Annotated in this window: 21 protein-coding genes; 10 read left to right on the top strand and 11 right to left on the bottom strand. The window is 66.6% G+C overall.

What is annotated here, in order from left to right; all coding sequences use genetic code 11:
• Positions 1–11 precede the first annotated feature (11 nt).
• The 3 genes from ACFWU2_RS01405 to ACFWU2_RS01395 all read right to left on the bottom strand — a co-directional run bounded on the left by ACFWU2_RS01405 (position 12) and on the right by ACFWU2_RS01395 (position 4,016).
• Positions 12–1,286 (bottom strand): ABC transporter substrate-binding protein, encoded by a 1,275-nt coding sequence (locus ACFWU2_RS01405; RefSeq protein WP_378599160.1) that lies wholly within the window; start codon positions 1,284–1,286, stop codon positions 12–14.
• A gap of 155 nt (positions 1,287–1,441) precedes the next feature.
• Positions 1,442–2,515 carry an ABC transporter ATP-binding protein gene (locus ACFWU2_RS01400; protein ID WP_378599158.1) on the bottom strand — a complete coding sequence of 358 codons (1,074 nt, stop codon included), beginning with the start codon at positions 2,513–2,515 and terminating at the stop codon, positions 1,442–1,444.
• 46 nt (positions 2,516–2,561) lie between these two features.
• Positions 2,562–4,016: an alanine/glycine:cation symporter family protein gene (locus ACFWU2_RS01395; protein ID WP_378599155.1), complete on the bottom strand. Its 1,455-nt coding sequence runs from the start codon at positions 4,014–4,016 to the stop codon at positions 2,562–2,564.
• Positions 4,017–4,101: 85 nt separating this feature from the next.
• Here ACFWU2_RS01395 and ACFWU2_RS01390 point away from each other — a divergent pair, with 85 nt between their 5' ends.
• A complete protein-coding gene (locus ACFWU2_RS01390; RefSeq protein WP_378599152.1) occupies positions 4,102–4,911 on the top strand; it encodes a DUF2786 domain-containing protein in 810 nt (269 codons plus the stop codon).
• Positions 4,908–5,432: a TIGR04338 family metallohydrolase gene (locus ACFWU2_RS01385; RefSeq protein ID WP_378599149.1), complete on the top strand. Its 525-nt coding sequence runs from the start codon at positions 4,908–4,910 to the stop codon at positions 5,430–5,432. Before ACFWU2_RS01390 ends, ACFWU2_RS01385 begins: the two co-directional genes overlap by 4 nt.
• Before the next feature lie 44 nt (positions 5,433–5,476).
• Here ACFWU2_RS01385 and ACFWU2_RS01380 read toward each other — a convergent pair whose 3' ends face one another.
• Together ACFWU2_RS01380 and ACFWU2_RS01375 are read right to left on the bottom strand one after the other, a co-directional pair.
• Complete coding sequence (locus ACFWU2_RS01380) at positions 5,477–6,613, bottom strand: acyl-CoA dehydrogenase family protein (RefSeq protein ID WP_378599146.1); 1,137 nt, start codon at positions 6,611–6,613, stop codon at positions 5,477–5,479.
• A gap of 10 nt (positions 6,614–6,623) precedes the next feature.
• Positions 6,624–7,793 carry an acyl-CoA dehydrogenase family protein gene (locus tag ACFWU2_RS01375; protein WP_378599143.1) on the bottom strand — a complete coding sequence of 390 codons (1,170 nt, stop codon included), beginning with the start codon at positions 7,791–7,793 and terminating at the stop codon, positions 6,624–6,626.
• A 140-nt stretch (positions 7,794–7,933) separates the two neighbouring features.
• Here ACFWU2_RS01375 and ACFWU2_RS01370 point away from each other — a divergent pair, with 140 nt between their 5' ends.
• From ACFWU2_RS01370 to ACFWU2_RS01355, 4 genes are all read left to right on the top strand, one after another.
• On the top strand, positions 7,934–8,578 hold the full coding sequence (locus tag ACFWU2_RS01370) for a TetR/AcrR family transcriptional regulator (protein ID WP_378599141.1): 645 nt from the start codon (positions 7,934–7,936) through the stop codon (positions 8,576–8,578).
• Positions 8,579–8,627: 49 nt separating this feature from the next.
• Positions 8,628–9,407, top strand: coding sequence for an LLM class F420-dependent oxidoreductase (locus ACFWU2_RS01365; RefSeq protein ID WP_378599137.1), 780 nt, complete (start codon positions 8,628–8,630; stop codon positions 9,405–9,407).
• 62 nt (positions 9,408–9,469) lie between these two features.
• The gene (locus ACFWU2_RS01360; RefSeq protein ID WP_378599134.1) at positions 9,470–10,654 is read left to right on the top strand and encodes an alpha/beta fold hydrolase; all 1,185 of its coding nucleotides are present in this window, start codon (positions 9,470–9,472) and stop codon (positions 10,652–10,654) included.
• A 100-nt stretch (positions 10,655–10,754) separates the two neighbouring features.
• On the top strand, positions 10,755–12,845 hold the full coding sequence (locus ACFWU2_RS01355; protein ID WP_378599131.1) for a PhoX family protein: 2,091 nt from the start codon (positions 10,755–10,757) through the stop codon (positions 12,843–12,845).
• Positions 12,846–12,862: 17 nt separating this feature from the next.
• Here ACFWU2_RS01355 and ACFWU2_RS01350 read toward each other — a convergent pair whose 3' ends face one another.
• The gene (locus tag ACFWU2_RS01350) at positions 12,863–14,200 is read right to left on the bottom strand and encodes a glycogen debranching protein (protein ID WP_378599128.1); all 1,338 of its coding nucleotides are present in this window, start codon (positions 14,198–14,200) and stop codon (positions 12,863–12,865) included.
• 86 nt (positions 14,201–14,286) lie between these two features.
• On the opposite strand from ACFWU2_RS01350, the gene ACFWU2_RS01345 reads away from it, so the two are divergent.
• Complete coding sequence (locus ACFWU2_RS01345; protein ID WP_378599125.1) at positions 14,287–15,225, top strand: spermidine synthase; 939 nt, start codon at positions 14,287–14,289, stop codon at positions 15,223–15,225.
• Positions 15,222–16,247 (top strand): pirin family protein, encoded by a 1,026-nt coding sequence (locus ACFWU2_RS01340; RefSeq protein WP_378599122.1) that lies wholly within the window; start codon positions 15,222–15,224, stop codon positions 16,245–16,247. Before ACFWU2_RS01345 ends, ACFWU2_RS01340 begins: the two co-directional genes overlap by 4 nt.
• Positions 16,248–16,263: 16 nt before the next feature.
• Here ACFWU2_RS01340 and ACFWU2_RS01335 read toward each other — a convergent pair whose 3' ends face one another.
• Together ACFWU2_RS01335 and ACFWU2_RS01330 are read right to left on the bottom strand one after the other, a co-directional pair.
• On the bottom strand, positions 16,264–17,697 hold the full coding sequence (locus ACFWU2_RS01335; protein ID WP_378599119.1) for a flavin-containing monooxygenase: 1,434 nt from the start codon (positions 17,695–17,697) through the stop codon (positions 16,264–16,266).
• Between the two features lie 7 nt (positions 17,698–17,704).
• Positions 17,705–18,715: a PHP domain-containing protein gene (locus ACFWU2_RS01330; RefSeq protein ID WP_378599116.1), complete on the bottom strand. Its 1,011-nt coding sequence runs from the start codon at positions 18,713–18,715 to the stop codon at positions 17,705–17,707.
• Between the two features lie 39 nt (positions 18,716–18,754).
• Here ACFWU2_RS01330 and ACFWU2_RS01325 point away from each other — a divergent pair, with 39 nt between their 5' ends.
• Together ACFWU2_RS01325 and ACFWU2_RS01320 are read left to right on the top strand one after the other, a co-directional pair.
• Complete coding sequence (locus ACFWU2_RS01325) at positions 18,755–19,405, top strand: vancomycin high temperature exclusion protein (RefSeq protein WP_378599113.1); 651 nt, start codon at positions 18,755–18,757, stop codon at positions 19,403–19,405.
• Positions 19,406–19,461: 56 nt separating this feature from the next.
• Positions 19,462–20,133: an SDR family oxidoreductase gene (locus tag ACFWU2_RS01320; protein WP_378599110.1), complete on the top strand. Its 672-nt coding sequence runs from the start codon at positions 19,462–19,464 to the stop codon at positions 20,131–20,133.
• An 11-nt stretch (positions 20,134–20,144) separates the two neighbouring features.
• On the opposite strand, the gene ACFWU2_RS01315 is transcribed toward ACFWU2_RS01320, so the two are convergent.
• From ACFWU2_RS01315 to ACFWU2_RS01305, 3 genes are read right to left on the bottom strand one after another with little or no spacing between them, the layout of a single operon-like run.
• Positions 20,145–21,218, bottom strand: coding sequence for a DUF6777 domain-containing protein (locus ACFWU2_RS01315; protein WP_378599107.1), 1,074 nt, complete (start codon positions 21,216–21,218; stop codon positions 20,145–20,147).
• A gap of 36 nt (positions 21,219–21,254) precedes the next feature.
• Positions 21,255–22,235 carry an alpha/beta fold hydrolase gene (locus ACFWU2_RS01310; RefSeq protein WP_378599104.1) on the bottom strand — a complete coding sequence of 327 codons (981 nt, stop codon included), beginning with the start codon at positions 22,233–22,235 and terminating at the stop codon, positions 21,255–21,257.
• A complete protein-coding gene (locus ACFWU2_RS01305) occupies positions 22,235–22,618 on the bottom strand; it encodes a nuclear transport factor 2 family protein (RefSeq protein WP_378599101.1) in 384 nt (127 codons plus the stop codon). Before ACFWU2_RS01305 ends, ACFWU2_RS01310 begins: the two co-directional genes overlap by 1 nt.
• Positions 22,619–22,743: the final 125 nt, after the last annotated feature.

The raw sequence follows: 22,743 nt of genomic DNA, 5'->3' as shown, positions 1-22,743 counted from the left end.
CTCCTAGAGCATCAGTTGCCGGCGGTTGCGATGCCGGCCTGGGTGTCGTCCAGCGCCTGCTGCACGGTCTTCTCACCGCGGATCGCGGCGTAGGAGTTGTCCGAGATCGCCTTCGACACGGCCGAGTAGTACGGCGACGCCGGACGCGGCTTGGCAGCCTCGAGAACTTCCTTCAGCGTGGTGAAGTACGGGTACTGCTCGATGATCGCTGCATCGTCGTAGACCTCGGCGAGGACGGGAGCGCCACCGGCTTCGGCGTAGTACAGCTGCGACTGGCGCGTCTGCATGAACTCGAGGAAGTCACGCGCGGTCTCCGGCGCATCGCTGAATGCGCTGATGCCGACGTTGTAACCACCGAGCGTGGACGCGCCCGGTCCGTCGACACCCGGGAGGACGGCGATGCCGTACTTGCCGGCGATCGAGGAGCTCTCACCGTCGGTGTAGAAGCCGGGCCACGTGCGCAGGAACATCGCCTCACCGTTGCCGAACGCGGTCTGCGACTCGCCCTCGGTGTAGGTTTGCGCCGCAGCCGGGATGATGTTGTCCTCGAACGCGTCGACGATGAACTGCAGGCCTTCGGCGGTCTGCTCGTCGATCGCCGGTGCGAGACCGTCTTCTCCGACGAAGGAGCCACCGAAGCCGTTGACGATCTCGGTGACGTTGACCGTCAGGCCCTCGTAGTTCTTGAACTGTCCGATGTAGCACGCGATGCCGGCTTCTTCGGCCTTCGGGCACTCGGCCTTGAGGTCGTCCCACGTGGCGGGCGCCTGGTCGACGAGATCGGTGCGGTAGTAGAGGAACGCACCGTTCGTGTTCTTGGGAGCGGCGTACAGGGTGCCGTTGTAGGTGCCCGATTCGACCGTCGCGGGCAGCAGGCCCTCGGTGTCGATCGCGAAGTCGCCCTCGAGGGGGCGCAGCCATCCGTTGGCCGCGAACTCCGCGGTGTTGGTGACGTCGACGGCGATGAGGTCGTACTCGTCGCTGCGCGCCTGCATGCGCTGGGCGATGTCGTCGTACTGGTCGTTGGCCTCGGTCGCGAGCGGCTTGAACGTCACCTGCTCGTCCGGATGATCGGCATTCCAGTCGGCGATGATGCTTTCGAGCGCCGTGTTCAGGGGGTCCTGACCCTCGACGATCGTGATCGGGCCGCGGCCGCCTGCCGGTGCAGCACTGCTGTCGTCGTCGCTGCCGGCGTTGTCGTCGGACGAGCAACCTGCGAGGACGAGCGCGGTGGCCGCCGTCGCGGCGATCGCGGCTCTACGCATCGCCTTCGTGTTGAGATTCATCAACTATCTCCCCATTCGAGGTCGGAAAATATCGCCGGTAACGCGGAGGTAACCGACACCGGCCACTACTGTGGCACGCGCCACCTGGAAAAGTCGGCATTCCGCCCATCCTGGACGGCCGAGTGTCGTGGTTCGCCGGTGCTGACCTCCGGAGGTCAGCCGATCCGCGTTCCGTCCGACGCCCTGAAAATGTGAACCTGATCGGGGTCGAATCGCAGGTGCACGCGTTCGCCCTTCTGCGGCGGACTCCGCCAGTCGCTGCGTGCGACGATCTGCTGGTCTCGGCCACCGACCACCGCGCGCCCGTAGACGTACGCCTCGGAACCGAGTTCTTCGACGACGTCGACATCCATGGGCAGGCCGTCGTTCGAAATCTCGAGATGTTCGGGACGAATGCCGAGGGTGACTTCCGACTCGGTGACCTGACCGACGACATCGCGCGGTACCGGCACGTAGTTCTCGCCCAGTTGGACGCCCCGATCGATCACCGGCAGCCGGAACAGGTTCATCGCGGGCGACCCCATGAATCCGGCGACGAAGACGTTGACGGGCTTGTTGTAGAGCACTCGCGGCGACGCGCACTGCTGCAGGACACCCTTGTCGAGGACCGCGACACGGTCACCCATCGTCATCGCCTCCACCTGATCGTGAGTGACGTAGACGGTCGTGGTGTTGAGCCGGCGCTGCAACTGCGCGATCTGCGTGCGGGTCTGGACGCGGAGTTTGGCGTCGAGGTTGGAGAGGGGTTCGTCCATCAGGAACACCTGCGGCTGGCGGACGATCGCGCGGCCCATCGCGACGCGCTGCCGCTGACCACCCGACAGCGCCTTGGGCTTGCGGTCGAGAAACGGCTCGAGGTCGAGCATCTTGGCGACTTCGACGACCCGTTCCCGGATGTCGCTCTTGGGGTGCTTCGCGAGCTTGAGCGCGAATCCCATGTTCTCGGCGACCGACATGTGGGGATACAGCGCGTAGTTCTGGAAGACCATCGCGATGTCGCGTTCCTTCGGATCCTGCGCGGTGACATCACGGTCGCCGATGAGGATGCGGCCGCTGTGCACTTCCTCGAGACCGGCGAGCAGGCGCAGCGACGTGGACTTCCCACAGCCCGAGGGGCCGACCAGGACAAGGAATTCCCCGTCCTCGATCTCGAGATCCAGCGAATCGACCGCGGGGGTCGTCGAGCCCGGGAACAGGCAGACCGCCTTGTCGAAGGTCACCGAGGCCATCGCAGATCCTTTCCGAAGCGGAACACAGTCTGTGCGGTAGGGGAATCTACCGCGTCCGTGGCGTATTTCCGCTACTCGGCTTGAACTCGTCGTCCTCACCCCAGACCTGGATCCCGCGGAGGCCGGGAACATCCCCGCGACGGAACACCGGATCGCGCCCTTGCTTGCGCTGTGCGGTGTAGTTGTGGAACAGCGCGTAGGCGATGCCGGACAGCGGGATCAGCGCTATCAGGTTGACGATCGCCATCACGCCCATCGAGAGGTCGGCGACCGCCCACACGAGGGGCACCGAACCGATCGCACCGAGAAACACGCAGAGCACCACTGCGCTGCGCAGGTACGGCAGTGCCCTGCGCGTCCCGGTGAGAAATTCGATGTTCGATTCGCTGTAGTAGTAGTTGCCGATGACGGAGGTGAACGCGAGAAAGAAGATCATGACGGTGAGGAAATGCACCGTCCAGTCGCCCAGTTGCAGCGACAGTGCGTTCTGGGTCATCGCGGCACCCTCGATACCGCCGCCGAACTCGGGCTCCGACAGCAGGATGATGAACGCGGTGATCGAGCAGACGAGCCAGGTGTCGAAGTACACGCCGAGGCTCTGCACGAGTCCCTGTTTCACCGGGTGCGAGACGGACGCGGTGGCGCCGGCGTTGGGTGCCGACCCCATACCGGCTTCGTTCGAGAACAAGCCGCGGCGGATCCCGTTCATGAATGCGGCACCGAATCCGCCGCCGACGATCTCACGAATCCCGAACGCGTTCTCGAAGATCAACCGGAACATCCCGGGTACCTCGCCGACATTGAGGATCACGACCACGACACCGATCACCAGATACGCGGTCGCCATGACCGGCACCACGATCTGCGACACCGACGAGATCCGCCGGACCCCACCGAAGATCACGGCGGCCACGCACAACCCGACCCCTATCCCCACGACGACCTGCAGGCCGAAGGTCTTCTCACCGACCGAACCGGCGACCGCATCGACGATCGAGTTGGTCTGCACCGCGTTGAACACGAACCCGTAGGTGATCGTGATGATCACCGCGAAGATCATTCCCATCCAGCGCTTACCGAGCCCGTACTGCATGTAGTACGCGGGTCCGCCGCGGTAGGCGCCTTTGTCACGCACTTTGTACAACTGCGCGAGGGTCGATTCCAGGAATGCCGTCGACGCTCCGATGAACGCCATGGCCCACATCCAGAACACCGCACCCGGGCCACCGAGGCTGATCGCGATGGCCACCCCGGCGACGTTGCCGGTACCGACGCGGGAGGCAGCCGAGATCGAAAAGGCCCGGAATGCGGAGATGCCCACTTCCCCGTCGGGGAGTCGCTCGGGCTTCTCCACGATCGAGCGCAGCATGTCCGGAATCAGCCTGATCTGGATGAACCGGGACCGGATCGTGTAATACAGACCGGACCCGATGAGCAACGCGATCACGGCATACCAGAACCGGTCGTTGACCGCGGTGACAAAATCGACTGCGACGTCCATCCTGCCGATCTTGAGCTGTTCGCGGAGATCCCGCAGCGCTTTGAGGTCGGCACACCGCGTCGGTGGGACGGCCTACCCTTCTCTGGTGAGCTCGGACAAGATGTTGACCCGGATCGGTGGCCTGCTGAGACAGGCCGAGTCGACGGACAACGCCCACGAAGCCGACGCCTTCCTGGCGGCGGCCCAGCGACTCGCGACCGCCGCCTCCGTCGACCTCGCGGTGGCACGCGCGCACGCCGGCGCCAAGGAGCGCCGCGCCACCCCGGTGCAGCGACTGGTGACCATCGGCGAGGTCGGCAAGAAGGGTCTGCGCACCTACGCGCAGTTGTTCCTGGCCATCGCCGCGGCCAACGACGTGCAGTGCGACATCACCGCGACGTCGACGGTGGTCTTCGCCTACGGCTTCGCCGACGATATCGACGTCTGCGAGGCGCTGTACTCGTCGCTGCTCGTGCAGATGGTCCGTGCGTCCGACGCGTATCTGCGGTCCGGCACCTACCGCAGCGAGTCGACGGTCCGCACCGTGGTCGAGCGGCGCGGCGGGCGCGAGGTCAGAACGCGGGTGCGCAAGCCGATCGCCCCCGTCACCGCGAGGCTGAACTTCCAGTCGGCGTTCGCGGCCCGTATCGGTGCACGACTGGCCGAAACCAAACAAGAAATCGAGAGGGACGCCGAGTCGTCGTCTCCAGGGACCGGGCTCGTGCTGCGCGGCAAAGCCGTGGAATTGCGCGACTTCTACCGCAGCACGTCGCAGGCCCGGGGAAGCTGGCGCGGTAATCGTGCTCCGTCGGCACGCTCGACCGACGCACAGCGTGCCGGCGACAGGGCGGGCCGCGCGGCTCGCCTGGGTACGGCACCCGAACTTCCGTCGTCGCCGAGGAGGCTCGAGGGATGACCCGGGTTCGTGATATCCGCAAGTCGGCGGTGTACGAGTCGGAGGCGATGGTGCGCCGCATGTTCGACCTCGCGGACGAGCGCGGCCTGCGCACCGTCGACGTCGCCGGGTCGAGCGTGACGTTGCCCGTCGAGCGACGGTTCGCGTCTCTCGACTCCGTGCAGCGGTATGTCGACGCGGTACTGGCACTCGGATGGGTGCGCGATCGCTGGCCCCGCGCCGCGGTACCCGTCCACGTGCGGGCCCGATCGGGGAATACCGCAGCGCACTACGAAAACGATTGCGCCACGATCGCATTGCCCGAGCATCACGCGAACCGCGCGTGGGCGTTCCGCGAACTCGTGGTTCTGCACGAACTCGCTCACCACCTCGATCCCCAGGACCCCGACGATCCCACCGAACCAGCCCACGGCGCCGGCTTCGTCGATCGCTTCCTCACGCTGGTCGGGGAGATCATCGGGCCGGAAGCAGCATTCGTGCTGCGCGCCACAGGAATCACCGGAGGCGAACAGCGCACCTGACCGGACGAGGTCCGTCACGTGCGCTGTCCGCCTCGGAAGTGCTGTCACACCCCGGCGATCTCCACCCGGTCGTAGTCCGTCACGCCGCCGGCGAGTACCCGAAGGTGGTCGTCCATGGTGCCGAGCGTGTGCTCGATCGCGGTGAGTCGGCTCAGGTAGTGGCCGATCGAATGTTCGGCGGTGACACCGATCCCTCCGTGCATCTGCACCGCCTCCTGCCCGACCTTGCGTGCGGTCCGGCCCACCTGCAACTTCGCCCTCGAGGCGATGATGGGATCGACGATGCCGTCGGCCAGTGCCATCGTTGCGTACAGGCTCATGCTCGCCGCCAGTTCGTACAGGACGTACATGTCGGCGGCGCGGTGTGTCAGCGCCTGGAACATCGACAGCGGCACGCCGAACTGCTTGCGCTGCTTCAGATAACCCGTCGTCAGCTGAACCGACGCATCGATCGCCCCGACCGCTTCGGCGCACAGCGCGGCTTGCGCGCGGACGACGGCAGCGGTGATCGCGGCGGACGCGTCGACGGCGTCACCGAGGGGTTGCGCCGCCACGCCGTCCAGCACGATCTGCGCACCGCGTCGCTCGTCGTTCGTGCGGTAGACGGTGCGCGCGAGGCCGTCCGCTCCGGCGTCGACCAGGAACAGGCCCACGCCGCCGTCGGGAAGCTTCGCGGACACGATGAAGATGTCGGCGCAATCGCCGTGCAGCACAGGGTTCTTACGACCGGAGAGCAACCACCGGTCGGCGTCGCGCGTCGCGGTGGTGGCGACGTCGACCGTGGGCCACCGGCTACCGGGCTCGTCGTGCGCGAACGCGAGCCGAAGATCGCCTTCGGACAACCGCGGCACGAGTTCGGAACGCTGTGCCTCATTGCCGAGTTCGGCGACGAGACCGCCCGGCAGGTACACCGCGGCGAGTACCGGTTCGGGTGCGAGCGTGCGGCCGATTTCGGTCATGACCGCCATGACCTCCACCGGGCCGGCACCCATGCCTCCGTATTCCTCCGCGAAAGGCAGTCCGAGCACTCCCAGTTCGGCGAGTTGCTTCCACACCTCGGGGCTCCACCCCAGGTCGCTGTCGGAGACCCGGTTGCGGGCTTCCACATCGTATGCCGCAGTAAGCATGTCGCGGACGGTCTTACGGAGCAGGTCCTGCTCGGTGTCGAGTTCGAAATTCATGTCCTGGGCCTCACAGTCCGAGAATCGAAGAAGCGATGATCGAACGCTGTACCTCGCTCGAACCGCCGTAGATGGTCACCTTGCGGGTATTGAGGTAGGCGGGGGTGGTGACTTGCGCCCACTCCGGCGAGTCGATGTCCGAGGCGCCGGACGGCAGAGAGTCGGGTCCCGCAACGTCGACGAGAAGCTCGGTCGCCGCCTGCTGCAATTCGGAGCCGCGGATCTTCAGCAGCGACGATGCCGGATTGGGCTTACCGTCCGCAGACCCGGCGACCACCCGCAGCTGTGTCAGTTCGAGAGCGAGGAGCTCGTTCTCGAGCTCGGCGAGACGCGAAGCGAAGAGCGGATCCGACAGCAGAGTGCCGTCTCCGACCGCGATGTCGGCCGCGAGGCTCTTGGCGCGAGCGAGCTTGACCTTGGTCGCGCCGACACGGGCGATCCCGGTGCGTTCGTTGCCGAGCAGGAACTTGGCCTGTGTCCAGCCTGTGTTCTCTTCTCCGACCAGGTTTTCGGCGGGTACACGCACGTCTTCGAAGAACACTTCGTTGACCTCGTAGCCACCGTCGATCAGCTTGATCGGCCGCCGGGTGACCCCGGGTGTATTCATGTCGATGAGCAGCATCGAGATACCGGCCTGCTTCTTCACGTCCGGATTGGTGCGGACGAGGCAGAAGATCCAGTCGGCGTGCTGCGCGAGGGTGGTCCAGGTCTTCTGTCCGTTGACGATGTAATCGTCACCGTCACGCACCGCGCGGGTCTTGAGCGAGGCGAGATCCGACCCGGCTTCGGGCTCGGAGAATCCCTGGCACCACCAGATGTCGAGGTTGGCGGTGGCGGGGAGGAAGCGCTCTTTCATGTCCTGCGAGCCGAACTGCGCAATAACAGGGCCGATCATCGACGCATTGAACGGCAGCGGTTCGGGCACCGACGCGAGTTGCATCTCGCTGAGCCAGATGTTGCGCTGCATGGGGGTCCAGTCCTGACCACCCCACTCGACGGGCCAATTCGGGACGGCCAGGCCCCGAGCGTGGAGGATGCGCTGAGTCGCGATGTAGTCGTCCTTGCCGAGAGGTTTGCCGGCAGCGACCTTCGCGCGCACATCGGCGGGGATCTCGGTGGTGAAGAAGGTGCGCAGCTCGTCACGGAATGCGCGCTCCTCCTCGGTGAGCTTCAGGTTCATGGGGGCCTTCCGTCACGGGTGGTGGCAATGGCTCATGAGCGCCCGGAATTCCGCACATTCGCGGAACTGTGGCGCCCAACACAATGCAAAACTAACCTTACATCGTTAGTTCGTCCAGATCGGCGCCGAAAAGGACCTCCATGGCACGACCCCGCACGCCCCTGCTCAACCGGTCGCTCATTCGCGACACCACGCTCTCGCTCGTCGACGAGTACGGCCTCGCTGCCGTGTCCATGCGCAGGATCGCTGCCGAACTCGGCGTGCGCGCACCCTCGCTCTACAGCCACTACGCGAACAAGGACGAGCTGTTCGACGACATCGCCGACGGCATCGCCGAGACGGTGGATGTAAGCGGATTCGAGGGCGAGGACTGGCAGGAAGGACTGCGGATCTGGGCGCGCTCGTATCGGGCGGCGCTCGCCGTCCATCCCAACCTCGTCCCCTTCCTGGCATCGAGTCCACGCCAGCGTCCGACCGCCCTGCATCATGCGGACGCAGTCCACGGGGGCCTGACCCGCGCGGGCTGGCCCCCGCGAGCGGCGACGCTCATCGGAGCGTCGATCAAGTACATCGTCATCGGCTCGGCGATCACGTCGTTCGCGGGCAGCTTCGACCATCACGTCGAGACCTACAGCACCCGATATCCGCATCTCTCGCAGGCGCACCGGCTGCGCGAGTACGCGGCCGAGATCGATGTGGACAGCTTCGAACTCCTCCTGGAAGCGTTTCTCCGCGGACTCGAAGACGAATACCCGGGGATGCCGGAGATCCCGGCGCACGGTTGAGCACGCTGTTGGCAATGCAGAGTCGGCGATGCCGTCCTACGGTGGAACGATGACGCGCACCATTCGTATCGGACTTCAACTGCAGCCCCAGCAACAACCCGACTACAGGGTCATTCGCGACACCGTGCTCCGCGCCGAGGACGCCGGCGTGGACATCGTCTTCAACTGGGACCACTTCTTTCCGCTCTACGGCGATCCCGACGGCGCCCACTTCGAATGCTGGACGATGCTCGGTGCCTGGGCCGAGCAGACAGAACGCGTCGAGATCGGCGCACTGGTCACCGGCGGCGGCTACCGCAATCCCGACCTGCTCGCCGACATGGCCCGCACGGTCGACCACATCAGCGGCGGTCGTCTCATCCTCGGTATCGGCTCCGGCTGGTTCGAAAAGGACTACGACGAGTACGGCTACGACTTCGGCACGAAAGGCTCCCGCCTGGACCTCCTGGCCGAATACCTGCCCCGCATCACGTCGCGCTTCGAGAAACTGAACCCACCGCCCACGCGGCACATCCCGATCCTCATCGGTGGTGGCGGACCGAAGAAGACCCTTCCGCTCGTCGCGAAGTATGCGGACATCTGGCACAGCTTCGGCGAGTTCGGTACCCACGTCGAGAAGTCCGACATCCTCGCGCAGCGATGCGCCGATCTGGGTCGTAGCCCCGACGAGATCGAACGATCCACGGACTGGCCCGGCGTCGACAAGGCCGCACTCTACGTCGAGCAGGGCATCACCCAGTTCACCGTCGGTATCGGAGGGCCGGACTACGATCTCGCACCTCTGGTCGAGGCGATCGCCTGGCGCGACGCGAGCTCCGGTCTCGCCTGAAAAACCCACGGGTAGGTGCTGTTACGTGACGTACACGCCTCAGCACCTACCATGGATGGCGCATGCCGTATCTACCGAATCTTCCACCGTGCACCTCCGACGACTGGGACGACGACCGCCGGCGTCGGCGCATGCGCGATACCCGCCTCGGCCACAGCGGGACCCGCTTCGGCCGCGCGCGCATCACTCTGGCCCAGCTCGTGTACGTGCTCGTACCACTGATCGTGCTGGCCACCCTGTACTGGACGCGGGACGTCGCACCCGTTCGTGAACAGCTCGCCCTGACGCAGCCACAGATCCATCAGGTCTACGACGCGGCGGAGCGAGATGATCTCGATACCGCCGTCGTCGACCTGGTGGGCCTGGGCAACCTCGATGCGACCCCCACCGCCGAGGCGTTACCGGCATTGAGCGAAATCGGCCAGGTGTGGTCGGTCCAATACGACAACAGCGGTCTCGACACCGCTGTCGTCAGCGACCTGATCCTCGAGCGTGCCGGGTGGTCGGGTGTGGAGAACGTCGTCCTCGTCGGGCACAGCATGGGCGGCATCATCGCGCTGGAAGTCGCGCAGCACCTGTACGAGGAAACACCACTCGAGGTGACGGGCGTGATCCTGGATTGCACTCCGGTGGACCTCCACGCGGTACGGGCGGAAAGCCGCAATGCGGGCGAAGACCTGCTCCGCTGGATCGGCTGGCTCCCCGGCGCACGCGAAAGCCGGCTCATGCGGATGACGGTCGAGGTCGCCGCGCGGCAGGATCGTTTCGTCGTGCCCTCCGACCGCTGGTATCGGCGGATCGACACCACCGAACTGCGGAACGTGGTCGACGAAGTGCTGCGCGACAAGATCCTGTCGGACGATGCCGCGAGCAACGGACTGATCGAGGCACAGTTCCGTGCGATCGTCGCGTCGGGCGCCACCGACAATCTGCAGGCGCTCGCCGACCCCCGCGACGACAAGGTCCGGCCCGCCATCGTCTTCCTGCGGCCCCGGCCCGCGCAGGACGATCCGGTCGTGGACGTCGACTACACACAACGGATTCTCCTCGACCAGGTGGGCGGACCCGACGGAACGCTGCTCGTCTCGAAGCTCGATTACATCGGGCACGCCAACCCGATCCAGGCGCCCGCGGCGTACAACGAGGCGATCACGCGCCGGATACTTCCGTTCCTGGACTCGCGCCCGGGCGCGATCGAGACAAACGGAGACGGGGCGACCGGTACGGTCGCGCCGGACGGATCCTGATGGCGCACAACTCTCATCACACGTTCATCTTCTCGTTCCCTCCCGATCGCGTACGACTCCTACGGTGCTCGGAGCGCCCCCGAACCGAGGAGATACGACCGTGGCCCGCACGCACCTGCCCCTCTTCCCGACGCACGACGGCAGTTCGTCCCGCGCGAACATCACCTGCCGGTACAAATGCGGCGACGCATGCTCGCAGAGTGTGCCGAACACCTCCGGCGGTGCCTATTTCGGTGACGTCGTACGCACCGCGCTCTCACGCCGCGGGGTGATGCGCGGCGGCGCGATGGCGGTTCTCGCGGTGGGCGCAGGAAGTGTGCTCGCCGGCTGTTCGGATGACTCCGCGGCAGCGATCACCGGTGGAGAACCCGCCACCGGCACAGGTGCGGTCGATTTCGGACCCGCAGCCACCGGAACGAATTTCGCCGCGGTGGCCCCCAACACCGACGATTCCGTGACGGTACCCGCCGGGTACGAATCCGCGGTGGTCATCCGCTGGGGCGATGCCGTCCTGCCCGACGCTCCCACGTTCGACATCGACGACCAGAGCGCGGCGGCGCAGGAGAAACAATTCGGGTTCAACAACGACTTCGCCGGGTTGCTTCCGATGGACGGTGTGCCGAATACCTACCTGCTCGTCGTCAACCACGAGTACACCACCGAGCCCTCCATGTTCGCGGGCTACGACGCGGAGAACCCCACCGAGGAACAGGTGCGTATCGGCTGGGCCAACCACGGACTGTCCGTCGTCCAGGTCCAGGGCGAGCCGGGGACCGGTCGTCTCACACCGACATTCGGACCGTGCAACCGGCGCATCACCGGAACCACCGAGTTCCTCCTCACCGGGCCCGCCGCCGGAAGCGACTTGCTGAAGACCACCGCCGACCCGACGGGGACGCGTGTCGCCGGCACCCTCAACAACTGTTCGGGCGGCCTGACCCCCTGGGGCACAGTGCTGTCCGGCGAGGAGAACTTCAACCAGTACTTCGCGAACGCGGAACAGATCACCGATCCTGCCGGCGCCGAACGGCTGGCGCGGTACGGGCTGGAAGGTGCCGAGACCGAACGGAAGTGGGAGCGCTTCGACGCGAGGTTCGACATCGCCTCCGAGCCCAACGAGGTGAATCGATTCGGGTGGATCGTCGAGATCGACCCCTGGGATCCGCAATCCGTCCCCGTCAAGCACACCGCGCTCGGACGTTTCAAGCACGAAGCAGCCACCGTGTATGTGACCGGCGATGGCACAGTGGTCGCCTACAGCGGCGACGACGAACGTTTCGACTACATGTACAAATTCGTCTCGTCCCGCACGATGCAGCCCGGAAACTCGCGGGCCGCGCTGCGGCACAACATCACTCTGCTCGATGCCGGAACGTTGTACGTCGCCGAACTCACCGGCGATCACCCCGAGGCGATCGACGGGTCGGGCACACCTCCCGAGGGCGGCAGTTTCACCGGTACGGGCCGGTGGATTCCCCTGCTCCGCACCGAGGAAGACGGGCGCGGAGTCTCACTCGTGGACGGCATGAGCGCTGAGGAAGTCGCCGTCTTCACCCGGCTCGCCGGCGACAAGGTCGGCGCGACCAAGATGGATCGGCCGGAGGACTTCGAGCCCAACCCGGTGACCGGCAAGGTCTACGTCGCGCTGACCAACAACACCAAGCGCGGCACAGACGGTGCGGTGCCCGCCGACGAAGCGAATCCGCGCGTCAACAACAAGAACGGCCAGGTTCTCGAGATCGACGACGACCACGCCGGCACGTCGTTCACGTGGAATCTGCTGCTCGTGTGCGGTGACCCGAACGAGGCGGACACCTACTTCGGCGGATTCGACCCGAAGCAGGTCAGCCCGATTTCGTGCCCCGACAATCTCGCCTTCGACCCCCACGGCAACCTGTGGATCTCCACCGACGGCAACGCCCTCGGTTCCAACGACGGCCTCTTCGCCGTCGTACTCGACGGTCCGCGCCGCGGTGAGACGAAGCAATTCCTCACCGTACCGATCGGCGCCGAGACATGCGGTCCGATCGTGGACGCGGACAGGGTGGTCGTGTGTGTTCAGCATCCGGGGGAGACCGACGACGCGTCGTGGGACAGCCCCGCATCACGCTGGCCCGACGGCGGTGACACCGCACCCCGACCGGCAGTCGTCGCGGCATGGAAGTCGGACGGGGGACGCATCGGCACCTGAGCACGTCTCGCGGCGCGCTACCCCAGCCAGTCCAGGACGGCAGCGGCGGTCCAGGACTGCTGCATGCTGCCCAGCGGCTCACCGGTGAACGGTTCGTAGTACTCCGCGAACGAACCGTCGCTCGCCTGACGTAATCCCTCTGCCCGCAACATGTTCGATCGCTCCGCCCAGCCGCGCCGCGCGAAGGCCCACGAGAACAACCACGTCATCACCGGCCACACAGGCCCGCGCCAGTACTCGCGGGACCGGAAAGCGCCGGAGACGGGCGAAGTCGACGGCGGCACCGCATAGCGGAGATCGGGGTGACCACAGAATTTCGGGCCTTCGAACGTCCTGATCAACGCCCGTTCCGCCTGCCGGTCGAGACCACCGCACAGAAGAGGGGAAAACATCGCGAGAGTGTCTGTGGCGACCCATTTTCCACTACGCAGGTCGAAGTCCTTCGCCACGCCGCTGCGGGGATCGGTGGTCGCGACGACGCCGTGCCGGAACCGTTCGGCCCAGCCGTACAGTTCGCGGACATCCGCGTTGGGCCGCGAGTGTTCCTCGCCGATATTGGCCAGAACTTCACACGCCAGGGAGAAGATCGCGCTGACGAACACGTCCTCCACCGCGAAGCTCATCGTCTTGGCGAGCACGTCGTCCTCGTACCGCGCCGCCTTCATCTCCTCGAGCAGCCACAGGTAGCGGGCGTACTCGCCGTCACTGGGACGCTCGGCAGGATCGGCGACGTGGTTGAGGTCCTCGCGCCGGAAGAGCGGGACGTTGCCGGCGGTGACGTTCGAGTAGGCGAGATCCCACCGCGGCGAATTGTCCATCCCCGATTCCCACCCGTGGTAGAGCGCGATGCGGCCGTTACCGTCCAGGTCGCGGGCGTGGGCGAGCCAGCGGTGCCATCGCATCAGATCGGCCCACCGGCGGTCCAGGAACTCCTCCGCGACCGCTCGTGTGCTGCGGCCGTGCCGCCGCGAGTTCTCGAGGATGCGTTGCACGGCGATCGCGTGTACGGGCGGTTGCGTGATGCCCGACGTCTCCACTCCCACCGGGGCGTTTTCAGCGAGTTCGGACACCGCCCATCGCGCCGGCCCGGGGAAGTACCCGTCGACACCGTTCGCGAACACGATGTGCGGGATCATGCCGTTCTTCCACTGCGCCGACAGCAGGGTGTCGAGTTCCACGACGGCGCGCTCGACGCTGAGCGGCGCGAGCCCGACCGCGACGAACGCGGCGTCCCAGCTCCACATGTGCGGATACAGCCTGGGGGCGGCACTGGTCATGGATCCCAGGTCGTTGCCGCGCAGCAGGTAGGCGGCGCGCGCGGCGAGCTGAGTCGGGGTGAATCCTCGGTCCGGCATCGTCTCATTCTCCGGCTTCCGCGCCGATCCGCACGCCGGGCCCGCCTGTGTAACACGCGCGATACATGCGGGACTAGGCTCGAAGTATGGGCAGGCAGCGAGGTGGCCGGGCTGCATCGACGCCGCGCCGGGTGAAAACGACAGATGTGGCGAAGGGACCCGTGGAGGGTCTGTACGACATCGACACCGGTACATGTGAGCTGGTCAAGGACCGGTATCTGCCCGACGGCTGGGTGCTCGAGGTCAACGGGGTACCGAGTTCTCATATCGACCTGAGCGATCCCACCCTGCTCGAGTTCGAGTACATGCGCTGGATCGCGCTGCTCGTGGAGAGCAGGTTCGCCACCGACACCCGGCTGCGCGCGCTGCATCTCGGTGGCGGCGCGTGCACGATGGCGAGGTACTTCGCAGCCGTGTATCCCGACGCGCGCCAGGTGGTCGTGGAGATCGACGGCCGGCTCGCCGAGTTGGTACGCGAGTGGTTCGATCTTCCGCGCGCACCGCTGCTCCGGATCCGCGTGGGGGAGGCCCGTGCGGTCCTCACCGGCCTCTCGGACGACAGCAGGGACCTCGTGGTGCGGGACGTGTTCGCCTTCGACCGGACGCCTGTTGCTCTGACGACGGTCGAATTCACGCGTCACGCGCGGCGGGTGCTCTCGCCCGGCGGCATCTACGTCGTCAACTGCGGGGACACCCGCGACCTGACCACGGCGCGGCGAGAAGCCGCCACGATCGGGTCCGTGTTCGAACACCTGGCCGTCATTGCCGATCCCGCGATGCTCAAGGGCCGGCGGTACGGCAACATCATCATCGCGGGAAGCGACACGCCACTGTCCGATACCCCTTCGCTGGCAAGGGAATTGCTCGGCGGTGCGGTGCCTGCCCACTTGTGGGACGACACCCAGGTACGGCGGTTCGCAGCCGGCTCGCGAGTGATCGACGACAGCGAGGCCCCGGTCCGGGCGCCCGGCACGCCGGCCGGCGACGGAACAAATGCGCAGCATGAGGGGTTGCAAGAACTATGACTTCCGAGGACTCACCCGTACTACAGGTTTTCGCCTTGGGTTCACCCTGGCAGACCATCGATCCGTTCCTGTTCGTCGCGCACCACGTGGATGCCTACCCCGCCGGTAACGCGGAACTCGGTCCTGATGCTCCCCTCACGGGACGCCCGCTAGGCCAGGACTTCGGAAACCCGCAGGGCTGGAACATGTACCACGGCACGACCGTCCCGGGGTTCCCGCAGCACCCGCATCGCGGGTTCGAGACCGTGACGTTCGTCCGGACCGGCATCATCGATCATTCCGACTCCGTCGGGGCCACGGCGCGCTTCGGTGAGGGCGATACGCAGTGGCTCACGGCAGGCAACGGCGTGGTGCACAGCGAGATGTTCCCACTGCTGCACCGTGACCGCCCGAACCCCCTCGAGTTGTTCCAGATCTGGCTCAATCTTCCCCGCGAGTCGAAAACCGCGGAACCGCACTTCGCGATGCTGTGGAACGAGGTCACGCCCACAGTCGTCGCGACCGACGCATCGGGCCGAATCACGCACGTCCGTGTCCTTGCGGGCGCGCTCGGTGACGCGACGCCGCCACCGCCACCGCCGGCTTCCTGGGCTTCCCGGCCGGAGTCCGACGTCGCGATCTGGAACATCGACCTTTCTGCCGGATCGGAGTGGACCCTTCCGCCCGCCGCGGGCCCCGACACCCGCAGGGTCCTGTACGTCTACAGCGGTTCCCCGGTCGAGATCGGTGGCACCGCAGTGGAATCCGGTCACGGTGCGATGGTCGATGCCACGACACCGGTGGTGGTGCGGGGTGGACGGGACGGGACGCAGGTCCTGATGATGCAGGGTCGCCCGATCGGTGAGCCCGTCGTGTCGTACGGGCCTTTCGTCCTCAACGACGAAGACGGCGTCCGGAAGGCTTTCGACGACTACCGGCGCACCGGATTCGGTGGCTGGCCGTGGGATTCCGACGGCCCGGTACATCCCGCGGAATCCGGGCGTTTCGCACGCTACCCCGGTGGCAGGATCGAGACGCCCTGACCGGGCAGAATCCGGATCACCTGAACTGCATGGACGTGTCGACCCGGCCCCATCTCATGGTGGGCAGATCGAGCAGGTAGTTCTGGCGCATGAGCCATGGGCTGCGGGAACCCTGTTCGGGCAGCGTTTTTTCCGCGCGGTGGATATATCCCGAGTTCAATCCGAGCAGAGGTCTGCGTTGGCCGTCGCCGGTGTACGAGGGTACGGCGATCCGGTATCCCTTGCGACGCATGTATCCGAGCACCCGGCAGACGTACAAGGATGTGAGGTCCGCACGGAGGGTCCAGGAGGCATTCGTATAACCGATGCACAACGCCGCGTTCGGGATGCCGTCGAGCATGGTGCCGCGATAGATGACCGTGGACGAAAGATCGACCGGTTCGCCGTCGACGGCTATCGCGATCCCGCCGGCCGGTACCAGACGAAGGCCGGTGGCAGGGATCAGGATGTCGGCGTCGAGTTCGGTTCCCGAACGCAATCGGACACCCTCCTCGGTGACCGTGTCGATGTGGTCGGTGAGGACCTCGGCCGTGCCCGTTCCCAACGCCTCGAACAGATCGGAGTCCGGCACCACGCACAGGCGCTGGTCCCACGGATCGTACGACGGCGTGAAATGAGGATCGACCTGTGTCTTGCCACGGAGTTGACGCGCGGTCAGCGTGCGGAGCACGCGCTTCGCGAGACGTGGTGCCCGCCGGCAGAACTGGTAGAAACCGAGATTGGTCACCACGTTCTTCGCGCGCACCGCACGGTGGGCGACGGCGCCCGGCAGGTAGCGGTGCAGGCGGCGTGCCCACCCGTCCTGCGCCGGAAGAGACATGACGTACGACGGCGAGCGCTGCAACATCGTCACGTGTGCGGCCCGCTCCGCGAGCGCGGGCACCAGGGTCATCGCTGTCGCGCCACTACCGATCACCACGATCCGCTTGCCGTGCCAGTCGAGATCCTCCGGCCAGAACTGGGGGTGGACGACCGTCCCGGCGAAGTCGTCCAGCCCGGGAATCTCGGGCAGGTACCCGGACTCGTAGCTGTAGTAGCCGCTGCACAGGTACAGGAACGAGCACGACATCTCGACCGTCCGGTCCCCGACCCGGGAGCGCACCGTCCACCGCGCCTGCTCCGACGACCAGGATGCCTCGGTTACCTTGTGCCCGAAGCGTATTCGCGTATCGATTCCGTTTTCGGCGGCAGTCTCCCGCACGTACTGCAGAATGTCCGCTCCGTCGGCGATCGACTTCTCACCTCGCCACGGCCGGAACGGGTAGCCCAGCGTGTACATATCGCTGTCGGATCGGATTCCGGGGTACCGGAACAGGTCCCAGGTTCCGCCGATCGAGTCGCGGCTCTCGAGAATCGCGTATCGGAGGTCCGGGCACCGCGTCTGCAGGCGGTATCCGGCACCGATTCCGGAAAGACCGGCACCGACGACCAGCACATCGACGTGTTCCACCGGGTTCCTACCCTTCGGTCCAGGCGAGGAGGTCGTCGACGGGCCACGTGTTGATCACCCGATCCGGTTCGACGCCCCGCTCGGCAGCGCGCTCACAACCGTAGCCCAGCCACGCGAGTTGCCCGGGAGCGTGGGCGTCGGTGTCGATGGAGAACAGGCACTCCGTCGCCAGCGCGAGATCGATCAGGCGTGACGGGGGATCGCGGCGCTCCGGCCGGGAGTTGATCTCCACCGCGGTGCCGTGGTCGCGGCACGCCGCAAACACCTTCTCCGCGTCGAATTTCGATTCGGGACGCTGCCCGCGACCTCCCGTGACGAGCCTGCCCGTGCAGTGCCCCAGCACGTCGACGTGCGGGTTTTCGACGGCACGGAGCATCCGTTTCGTCATCACGTCACGGTCGGCACGCAGGTGCGAATGCACGCTGGCTACCACCACATCGAGTTCCGCGAGCAGGCCCTCGTCCTGGTCGAGCGTTCCGTCGTCGAGGATGTCGACCTCGATTCCCGTGAGTATCCGTGCGCCCTCGCCCTTCTCGTTGATCTCCGCGACCAGCTCGAGCTGAGTGACGAGGCGTTCGGCGCTCAGTCCGTTCGCGACCGTGAGCCGGGGGGAGTGGTCGGTGAGCGCGTAATACTCGTGCCCGATCATCGACGACACGGTGCGGTGCATCTCCTCGATGGAACTGCCGCCGTCCGACCAATCCGAGTGGGTGTGCAGATCCCCCCGCAGCGCCGCCAGCAACTCCTGCCCGCCCCGGCCTATCGGTTCGGCTTCGTCGCGCAGCCGGGCGAGATACTCGGGAACACCGTCGAACGACTCCCGGATCACCGCCGCTGTCTTCGGTCCGATGCCGGGTAGTTCCGTCCAGTTGTCGCGTCGCCGCCGTGACGCACGCGCCACGTCGTCGAGGCCCGCGACCACATCGGCCGCGTGCCGGAACGCCTGGACGCGGTAGGTGGCGGCATGGTCGCGTTCGAGATAGAACGCGACCTCACGGAGAGCTGTGACCGGATCCATCACTCCATTGTGGCTACGACGGTCCGTACCGTGGAGATCATGCCGAAATGTCCGCTTGTCCTCGCCGTCACCGCCGCCGGCGGCATGTCCGCGCTCGCCTGGGTGTCGTCTCAGGTAGCCGCGCAGGCCGAGGGCGGGATGGTGGATCTCGCCGATGCTCCGGTCGCACCCGTGGTGATCGTGCCGGGGGCGCGGGTGCGCGCGGGTGCGCCGATGACGTACCTGAAAGGACGGCTCGACGCGGCGATCGAACTGGTCCGGGGCGGACGGGTGCGGGCCGTGCTGGTGTCGGGCGACGCGGCGGGCAGATCCGGGGACGAGATCGCGGTGATGGTGCGATACCTCGTCGCCCACGGCGTCGAGCGCGATCGAATCGTCACCGATCCGTACGGGCTCGACACCTACGACACCGCGCGACGCGCGGTGGAAACCTACGGGGTCCGGGAGGCGCTGATCGTGACGCAGTCGTTCCACCTTCCTCGCGCCGTCGCCCTGTGCCGCCGGGCCGGTATCGATATCACGGGCGTTCGGGCGAGGGGAGACGTCCGCACAAGCACCCGCATCCGGAATCTTCTCCGCGAGCACCTGCTCTCACGACCGAAAGCGTTCCTGGAGTTGCGGTTCCCCCGTGACCCCGTGGTGTCGACGCCGCCCGACGGCCGGCTCGCCGAAATCCTGGCGGTGCGCTGAACAGGCCGTCTCCTGCCGCGATCGCCATGCCCCCGCGCGGCTCATAGTGTGGACACATGCGCCCAACAGCTCTCATCACCGGCGGAGGCCGCGGCCTCGGTGCCGCGATCGCCCGTGAACTCTCACCCACCCACGATCTTCTTCTCGGCGGACGGAGCCGTAGTTCTCTCGACGCCGTGCTCGCCGAACTTCCCGGCGCCACCCCGTGGCCCGTCGACCTTCTCGACCACGACGCCGTGGGAGCGTCGACGGCGGGTATCGACCGCCTCGACGTCCTCGTACACAACGCGGGGATCGCGGAACTGGGAACGATCGCCGACGGGAACGCCGCACAGTGGCGCGATACGTTCGAAAGCAACGTCATCGCGGTCGTCGAACTCACTCGCCTGCTGCTTCCCGCGCTACGGGCAACGAACGGGCATGTGGTGCTCATCAATTCGGGAGCCGGGTTGCGTGCGAATGCAGGATGGGGTGCGTACGCGGCGAGCAAGTTCGCGCTGCGGGCGTTCGCCGACGCGCTCCGACTCGAGGAGCCGTCGCTGCGGGTCACCTCGGTGCATCCCGGCCGGATCGACACCGACATGCAACGCGCGATCGTCGCCACGGAGGGTGGCGAGTACGACCCGGATCGCTTCCTGAAGCCGAGCACGGTGGCCAGGGCAGTGCGTCAGGCGGTCGAGACACCGCGCGATGCGCAGCCCACCGAGATAGTGCTCCGCCCGTGGTGAGCGGGAATGCCTCAGAACGGTAGGGGAATGATGACCGGCGGTGCGCCGGGTATCGGGATCTGGATCTGCGGCGGGGGTGGCGGCGGAGGCGGCGGAGGGGGCGCCGGAGCGGGCGCGGGTGCCGGTGCGGGGGCAGGTGCCGGGGCGGGTGCCGGAGCGGGTTCCGGTTCCGGTGCCGGTGCCGGGGCGGGTGCGGGTGCGGGTGCCGGAGCCGGGGCGGGGGGCGGTTCCGGAGCAGGTTCAGGTGCGGGTGCAGGTTCCTGCACTTGGGCACGCTGCTCCGGCGATCGAGACGGTGCGTTTTCGGTCGACGGCTCGATTTCCGGCTCCGGAGGGGGCGCGGGCGCCTGCTTGCCCTCGCCGACCCGAACGGGGAGCATGCCACCGGTCATGATGTCGACGACCCGCAACTCCTCGACAGGTTTCTCGGCCGGCTGGACGACGAACAGCCGCTCCGGATTCAGGCCCGGCCAGGTCCGGCCCTCGAGTTCGGCGTCGGCTGTCAGGACGGGCGGCGACAGCGGGTTCCCGCGCGCACATCGCACCCTGGGAAGTCCACGGTTGTCGACGAGAACGATCGTCCCCGTCTCGAGCACCGCTTGCACGGGACTCGCCGTGTTGTCGCGGTATTCGTGGAGAGTGACGCGGGTGTCGGCGCGGAGCAGCACCGGACTGAGCTTCGAGATGTAGCCCCGGATGTCGGGGACCTCGAGCACGCTCCGCCACGCATCTGCCTTCGAGCGGTCACCCTCGAGGGTGTCGACCAGTGCGTTCCGGTCGCAGAGGGCCCTTTCGAGGCTTCCGCCGTAGAGAGCCGCCCGGTCGCCCGGTACCGAAGGGGACGAACCGTCCGCCGCCACCGGATCTCCGGTCTCCTCGACGACGTCGAGTGCGAGCGGCGGCACGGCGACCGGCGCCTGGGGTGGAAGCAGCGGGCCCGTCCACGGGTACTCGCCCTGCGACGTCGCCACCTGTAGCCGCACGGTCGGCGGTTCCTGCGAACCGCCCGATGTGCACGCGCCCGCCACAAGTGTCGCGGTGAGCGCGAGCACCAGCCCGAATCCACGCACTGTGTCGGTGGCCACGTCGTCATGTTAGGGCGATGGCGTACGGAGATATGGCTATTCGGCACTTCCCGCGGGCGAGACGACGTCGGACACGAAACGGAGGAGCAGAGCGTCCACCTCCGCACTCCGTTCCATCTGCACGAAATGTCCGGCTCCGGGGAGAAGATGGACGCCCCGCAGATCGGGCACCGCGGCGCTCATCCGCTCGAGCGCTCCGGGACCGGACATCGTGATGACCGGATCCCGGTCGCCCGCGACGAAGATCGTCGGCACCGTGATGTCGGCGCCCTCGTAAGGAGCCGAGGCGAGCCAGTTCGCGTCGTACGCCCGGTACCAGCACAACCCGCCGCCGAAGCCGGTGCGGTCGAACACCGCGGCGTACGTGTCGAGTTCCTCCTCCGAGAGCCACGCCCACGGAAGGGCAGGTGCCTGCGGGAGCACGTCGAGATAGCCGTTCCCCTCGGACGGGTGGTTCCACACGTCGAGGTACCGGTACTCACCGGAGAGCGCGAAGAAGAGCCGCTGCAGAAATTCGCGCGCCCGCGGATCGAGTTCCGCTTCGGCGACGCCGGGCTCCTGGAAATAGTGCAGGTGCAGAAAATGCTGTCGTGCCATCTTCCGGTACAACTCCGTCGGACGTGCACGGAGCCTGTCCGGCGCGTACGGCACGGCCAGCAGGACCAGACCGGCGACGCGGGAAGGATGACGCAGCGCCGTGGTCCACGCGGCGGGCGCACCGAAGTCGTGGCCGACGAACACCGCACGGGCGATCCCGAGAGCGTCGAGCAGTCCTACGAGTCGGTCGGAGGTCGCGACGGCTGTGTACTCCTCGACGGTGGCCGGACGATCGGTGCCGCCGTACCCCGGCATATCGGGCGCTATCGCCCGATATCCGGCTCCGGCAAGCGCGGCACTCTGATGCCGGAAGCTGTAGCCGAGACCGGGGAACCCGTGACACAGGACGACGGCGGGGCCGTCGCCGGTGTCGTCGATGTTCCACGTGAAACCGTCGACGTCGACGGTGCGGGAAGCCATCAGGACGCCGGAACGGTCTTCATGTCCTCCTGGCTCCAGTAGGCCTTCATGCTGGAGATTCGTGCCTCGTCGTCGAACGTCATGACGTCGACGACCTCCATGACCAGATCCTGCTCGCCGAGGTGGGTGACGAGCCGGAAGAGGAACGCCGCGTTGTTCTCGGCGATCTTGAGTTCGAGCACTTCGCCCGTCTGCGTCATCGGCTCGATCACACCGTAGAACTCGCGGAGTTCGGCCTCGGTGGTGCGCACCGGCGTACCGACCGGGTCTTCGACCGTGGCGCCGGGTGCGTAGAGCGCGAGCACGTCGTCCACGGTTCCCTTCGCGACCGACCGGACGTAGTTCTCGACGGTGGCGCGGATCGCGTCACGGGTGGGTGCCATAGGTGAGCCCTCTCAATTTCTAGAACGTGTTCCACGTTGGAGGCTAGAGCACGACGCGCATTCCGACCAGGCTGTGATCACACAGCCCTGGGCCGCAGTCGTGCCATGCTTACCCCACCACCGAC

This window comes from Rhodococcus sp. NPDC058639 (genome assembly GCF_042717545.1).
Taxonomy (GTDB): domain Bacteria; phylum Actinomycetota; class Actinomycetes; order Mycobacteriales; family Mycobacteriaceae; genus Rhodococcus.
The sequence above is the reverse complement of the archived record's forward strand: the minus strand, read 5'-3'. Positions and strand labels throughout refer to the sequence as shown.

Bases quoted from the DNA above. Each gene is read 5' to 3' on its own strand.
- ACFWU2_RS01405 (WP_378599160.1), bottom strand. From the start codon at position 1,286: ATGAATCTCAACACGAAGGCGATGCGTAGAGCCGCGATCGCCGCGACG.
- ACFWU2_RS01400 (WP_378599158.1), bottom strand. From the start codon at position 2,515: ATGGCCTCGGTGACCTTCGACAAGGCGGTCTGCCTGTTCCCGGGCTCG.
- ACFWU2_RS01395 (WP_378599155.1), bottom strand. From the start codon at position 4,016: ATGGACGTCGCAGTCGATTTTGTCACCGCGGTCAACGACCGGTTCTGG.
- ACFWU2_RS01385 (WP_378599149.1), top strand. From the start codon at position 4,908: ATGACCCGGGTTCGTGATATCCGCAAGTCGGCGGTGTACGAGTCGGAG.
- ACFWU2_RS01380 (WP_378599146.1), bottom strand. From the start codon at position 6,613: ATGAATTTCGAACTCGACACCGAGCAGGACCTGCTCCGTAAGACCGTC.
- ACFWU2_RS01375 (WP_378599143.1), bottom strand. From the start codon at position 7,793: ATGAACCTGAAGCTCACCGAGGAGGAGCGCGCATTCCGTGACGAGCTG.
- ACFWU2_RS01370 (WP_378599141.1), top strand. From the start codon at position 7,934: ATGGCACGACCCCGCACGCCCCTGCTCAACCGGTCGCTCATTCGCGAC.
- ACFWU2_RS01365 (WP_378599137.1), top strand. From the start codon at position 8,628: ATGACGCGCACCATTCGTATCGGACTTCAACTGCAGCCCCAGCAACAA.
- ACFWU2_RS01360 (WP_378599134.1), top strand. From the start codon at position 9,470: ATGCCGTATCTACCGAATCTTCCACCGTGCACCTCCGACGACTGGGAC.
- ACFWU2_RS01350 (WP_378599128.1), bottom strand. From the start codon at position 14,200: ATGCCGGACCGAGGATTCACCCCGACTCAGCTCGCCGCGCGCGCCGCC.
- ACFWU2_RS01345 (WP_378599125.1), top strand. From the start codon at position 14,287: ATGGGCAGGCAGCGAGGTGGCCGGGCTGCATCGACGCCGCGCCGGGTG.
- ACFWU2_RS01340 (WP_378599122.1), top strand. From the start codon at position 15,222: ATGACTTCCGAGGACTCACCCGTACTACAGGTTTTCGCCTTGGGTTCA.
- ACFWU2_RS01330 (WP_378599116.1), bottom strand. From the start codon at position 18,715: ATGGATCCGGTCACAGCTCTCCGTGAGGTCGCGTTCTATCTCGAACGC.
- ACFWU2_RS01325 (WP_378599113.1), top strand. From the start codon at position 18,755: ATGCCGAAATGTCCGCTTGTCCTCGCCGTCACCGCCGCCGGCGGCATG.
- ACFWU2_RS01320 (WP_378599110.1), top strand. From the start codon at position 19,462: ATGCGCCCAACAGCTCTCATCACCGGCGGAGGCCGCGGCCTCGGTGCC.
- ACFWU2_RS01310 (WP_378599104.1), bottom strand. From the start codon at position 22,235: ATGGCTTCCCGCACCGTCGACGTCGACGGTTTCACGTGGAACATCGAC.
- ACFWU2_RS01305 (WP_378599101.1), bottom strand. From the start codon at position 22,618: ATGGCACCCACCCGTGACGCGATCCGCGCCACCGTCGAGAACTACGTC.